A 4,839-nucleotide genomic window follows, 5' to 3' on the forward strand; every position below is an offset into this window, starting at 1 on the left:
CAGACCGTCATCAAACCGCTGGGACGCCTGCTCAACCATCTGCGCGGCTTCTTCGCCGGTTCCACCATCCTCGGCAGCGGCGAGGTCGCCATGATCCTTGATGTCCAGGAACTGATCCGCATGGCCGTGCAGCGCAACAACGGGACGTTCGACGCCAACGGCACCCAGTACGCCAGTCAGATTTAAGCGGGTTTCCAGAAAGGCCCGTTCTGTGACCAGTCTTGTGTGATCTGTCCCAACCCGGTCCCTGGTCCGGAATGAGGTTTAAACCGCGCCCGCTGCGGTATGTGATCGTTGAGGATTGAGTCGGCCTTGGCAGAATCGACGACCGTTCGAGCGGGCGCGTTTTAAGATATTAAAAAATAAAAATTTTAAACCGCGTCTTCACTGATTTCGATGACTTCTCCAAAGCTAAACACAAACTGAAAATGACGCCTATCGCGCTGGACGCGGTTTAAAGGAAATCGCCTCACGTCAACTTGACAGCAGGTAACAACATGGACCAATTCTCAGCCCCCGCAGCGGCAACCTCCCCGGTTCAGACCCGGACACGGCGTTTCAGCCTGCGCATCGGCACCCGGCTCTATCTGCTCATTGCCGCCGTCCTGGTGGTCCTGACCATCGTCACGGTCGTTGCCCTGAGCATCCTGCGCTCCTCAATGCTCCACGAGAAACAGGAGACGCTCAGGTATCTGTCCGAGATCGGACTCGCCACGCTCGAACACTATGGACAGCAGGCGCAAAGTGGCGCCATCACCACAGAGGAAGCCCAGGCGGCCGCCAGACGGGCCGTCTCGGCCATGCGTTATGAGGACGGCAATTACCTCTTCGTCCTGGATACCGATTACCGCATGGTGGTTCTGCCGATTGCGCCCGAGAAGGAGGGTGAAAGTTTTGCGGATACCAAGGACGCCAATGGCGTGCGCATTCAGTACGAGCTGGTCGAGCGCGCCAAGCGCGGCGAAACCAGTTATCTGGAATATCTCTGGCCCAGGGCAGGGAGTCCCGAACCGGTCGCCAAGCTCTCCACCGCCCGACTCTACGCCCCCTGGGGCTGGGTGATCGGCACCGGCGTCTACATCGATGACGTGGACGCGACCTTCTGGGATGTCGCCTCCGTTCTGGGTGGGATCGCCGCTGCCGCCATGCTCGTCCTGCTCGCCCTAGCGCTGCTGATCACCCGTTCCATCGTGCGCCCGATCAAAGTCGCCGTCGCCGCTGCCGATCAACTGGCGGCTGGCGATCTCGGCATGCGGGTCGAATCCACCAGCCGCGACGAGACGGGGCAACTGCTGCGCGCCGTCAGTAAGGTCCAGGACAGTCTGCGCACCATGTCAGCGGACACCCAGCGCCTGATCCGGGCGACCGAGCTGGGCCGGCTCGCCGAACGCGCCGACGTCAGCCAGCATGCGGGCGAATATCGTCAGATCGTGGAGGGCATCAATACCACGCTCGATCGACTGGTCGGCTTCCTCGATCTCATGCCGGCGCCAGCCATGATCATGGACCGCGAATTCACCATCCAGTACATCAACGCACTGGGCGCCAGCATGGGCAACCGTAAACCGGCGCAATTGATCGGCACCAAATGTCACGACCACTTCAAGACGACGGATTGCCGCTCGGCCAGATGCGCCAGCGCCTGCGCCATGCAGCAGGGGCTCCTCGCCAGCAGCGAGACCGACGCCAACCCCGGCGCCAGCACACTGGATATCGCCTATTCAAGCACCCCGCTGCGTGACCGGAATGGCGAGATCGTGGGCGCCTTCGAGTTCATCATCGATCAGACCCCGATCAAGCAGAGCATGCGTATCGCCAGCAAGGTATCCGCGTACCAGCACAACGAGACGCAGAAACTGGTGACAGGTCTGGCCCGGCTCGCCGAGGGTGACGTGGATTTCAGGATCGATACCGAGGCCGCCGATGCTGATACTCAGGCGGTGAAAGCGGCCTATGACGCCATCGCCAGCGCGGTAAACACCTGCATTGAGGCGATCAAGGCGGTCATCGCCGACACCCGGCGGCTGTCCGACGCAGCGGTCGGCGGTCAGCTTGATATCCGCGCCGACGCGACCCGTCACCGGGGGGATTTCCGGCGGATCGTCGAAGGGATCAACGCAACCCTGGACGCGGTCGTCGGCCCGGTCAACGAGGTGATGCGGATCCTTGTCCTGATGGAGGATGGACAACTCTCCGAGAGGATCGAAGCGGAATACAAAGGGCAGTTGCAGGAGCTGCGCAACACGGTCAACAACACGGTCGCCAAGCTGGCCCAGACCATCCGCGACGTGCGCGCCACGGCTGACGACCTGACCTCGGCGTCTGATCAGGTGAGCATGACCGCCCAGACGCTCTCGCAGGGCGCCACCGAGCAGGCCGCCAGCGTGGAGGAGACCTCGGCCTCCATGGAACAGATGTCCGCCTCGGTCGATCAGAATACCGAGAATGCCACCGTCACCGACGGCATGGCGGCCAAGGCCGCCAAAGAGGCCGCTGAGGGCGGCGCGGCGGTGCGCGAGACGGTCGCGGCGATGAAACAGATTGCGCAGAAGATCGGCATCATCGACGACATCGCCTATCAGACCAATCTGCTGGCGCTCAACGCCGCCATTGAGGCCGCCCGTGCTGGCGACCACGGCAAGGGCTTCGCGGTGGTCGCCGCCGAGGTCCGCAAGTTGGCCGAACGCAGTCAGATAGCGGCCCAGGAGATCGGCGAGGTCGCCGGCTCCAGCGTCGAACTGGCGGAGAAGGCGGGGCGTCTGCTGGATGCCATCGTGCCCGCCATCACCAGGACCTCCGATCTGGTACAGGAAATCGCCGCCGCTTCGACCGAGCAGTCAACCGGCGTGAGTCAGATCAACAGCGCCATGGATCAGCTCAACCAGACCACGCAGCAGAACGCCTCGGCGTCGGAGGAGCTGGCCGCCACGGCTGAGGAGATGAGCGGTCAGGCCGAGCAGCTCCAGCAGATGATGAGTTTCTTCAAGACTGACGCGGAAGCGGACACCCCGCGCCTCGCTGCGCCGACCCGGACACCCCTTGGCGGCGCCAGGATTCTGGTCAGATCGACCGGCAGGAAGCAGGCCGCGACCCCGCCGTTCTCCGATTCGGAATTCGTGAGCTTTTGAAAGGATGCATACCCGACCTTGCCTGCTGTCCGGGCAAGGTCGGTGACGGCTGCACGGCGCTGGCCGGCCACAGCGACGTGCCGGCCAGAATACTGGTCTCAATCATCCGGCAGGCAATCAACATGCTCTCCAACATCAAGATCGGCGTGCGTCTGGCGCTGGGATTCGGCCTCATCATGGTGCTGATGCTGGGCACGCTCTATGTGAATTTCGTGCAGTTGCGCAGCATCGAAAGGTTGTCGAAACAGGTCACGGCGGAGGAATGGCCGGTTTCAGTGGTCGCCAATCAGATCATCAGAAATATCAACAACAATGCCAAGGCCGCCCTGTCACTGATGTTCATGAGCGACATCGGACAGATCGAACGCACGGTTGCCGAGATGACCGAAATCTCGAAGGGACTCACCGGGCTCTACGAATATCTGGAGCAGACCCTGACGACCCCGGCAGAGCAGGAACTGCTGGCGACCATCCTGGCGGCGCGGAGCGCCTATGTCGGCAGCCGCAAGCAGGCGATCAAGCTGGCCCTGGACTCAAGGCCGGACGCCGCCCGGATCCGGCTGATCACCGAGACCATGCCGCTGCACGACGCCTATATCAAAGCGATCCACGTCCTGATCGAGAGCGCTGAAAAAAGCGTGGAGGCGGCAGGTCGGCAGACCGAGGACATCATCGCCCGCTCGATCACGCTCTCCATCTCGCTCGGGCTGGCCATGCTGCTGCTGGCCCTGGGTTCCGGGATCTGGCTGGTGCGCAGCATCGTGCGTCCCCTGCGTCAGGCCGTGAGCGCCGTCGATCAGATCGCCGCCGGCGATCTGTCGGTCGAACTCGCGTCCGCCTCCGCAGACGAGGTAGGGCAACTGATGCAGTCCATGCGCCGCATGCAGAAGACCCTGCACGCCCTCATCGCCGAGATGAACCGGATGTCCCGAGAACATGATCGGGGTGAGATCGACGCCCGGATCGACGAAGACGGATTCAAGGGCGACTTCCGGGTCATGGCGGCGGGCGTCAACGGCATGGTCTTCGGCCATATCGCGCTTTACAGAGAGGCCATGGACTGCGTCAAGGAATTCGGCAACGGCAACATGGATGCGCCACTGGCGACCTTCCCCGGCAAGAAGGCCTTCATCAACGAGACCATCGAGCAGGTGCGCGGCAACATCCAGGTGCTCATCGCCGATACCCGACGGCTGTCGGATGCGGCGCTCAATGGTCAGCTCGACATCCGCGCCGATGCCAGCCGGCACCGGGGCGATTTCCGGCTGATCATCGAGGGGATCAACGGCATGCTGGACGCCGTGGTCAGCCCGGTCAACGCGGTGATGCGGATCCTCACCCTGATGGAAGACGGCCATCTCTCCGAGACGATCACCGCCGAATACAAAGGGCAGTTGCAGGAACTGCGCAACACGCTCAACAACACGGTCGCCAAGCTGGCGCAGACCATGCGCGACGTGCGCGCCACCGCCGACGATCTGACGGCGGCGGCCGAGCAGGTGAACATGACCGCGCAGACGCTTTCGCAGGGTGCTGCTGAGCAGGCTTCCGGAGTGGAGGAGACCTCCGCCTCCATGGAACAGATGTCCGCCTCGGTCGCGCAGAACACCGAAAATGCCTCCGTCACCGACGGCATGGCAGCCAAAGCGGCGAAAGAGGCCCGTGAGGGCGGCATCGCCGTCAAGGAAACCGTGGCGGCGATGAAGCAGAT

Annotated in this window: 3 protein-coding genes; all 3 read left to right on the forward strand. The window is 62.8% G+C overall.

All coding sequences use genetic code 11. The features are described 5' to 3' along the window. The coding region (locus EDC35_RS18395) for a chemotaxis protein CheW (RefSeq protein ID WP_132978719.1) at positions 1-186 on the forward strand (186 nt) is incomplete at its 5' end. Between the two features lie 311 nt (positions 187-497). After that, entirely contained in the window at positions 498-3,128 is a 2,631-nt protein-coding gene (locus EDC35_RS18400) for a cache domain-containing protein (protein WP_132978720.1), read from the forward strand. Continuing rightward, positions 3,125-4,839 (forward strand): MCP four helix bundle domain-containing protein (locus tag EDC35_RS18405; protein ID WP_243651786.1); only part of this gene is annotated, 1,715 nt, incomplete at its 3' end. The genes EDC35_RS18400 and EDC35_RS18405, both read left to right, overlap by 4 nt.

Origin of the sequence: Thiobaca trueperi (assembly GCF_004342175.1) — a bacterium.
Classification (GTDB): Bacteria; Pseudomonadota; Gammaproteobacteria; order Chromatiales; family Chromatiaceae; genus Thiobaca; species Thiobaca trueperi.

Bases quoted from the DNA above. Each gene is read 5' to 3' on its own strand.
- EDC35_RS18400 (WP_132978720.1), top strand. From the start codon at position 498: ATGGACCAATTCTCAGCCCCCGCAGCGGCAACCTCCCCGGTTCAGACC.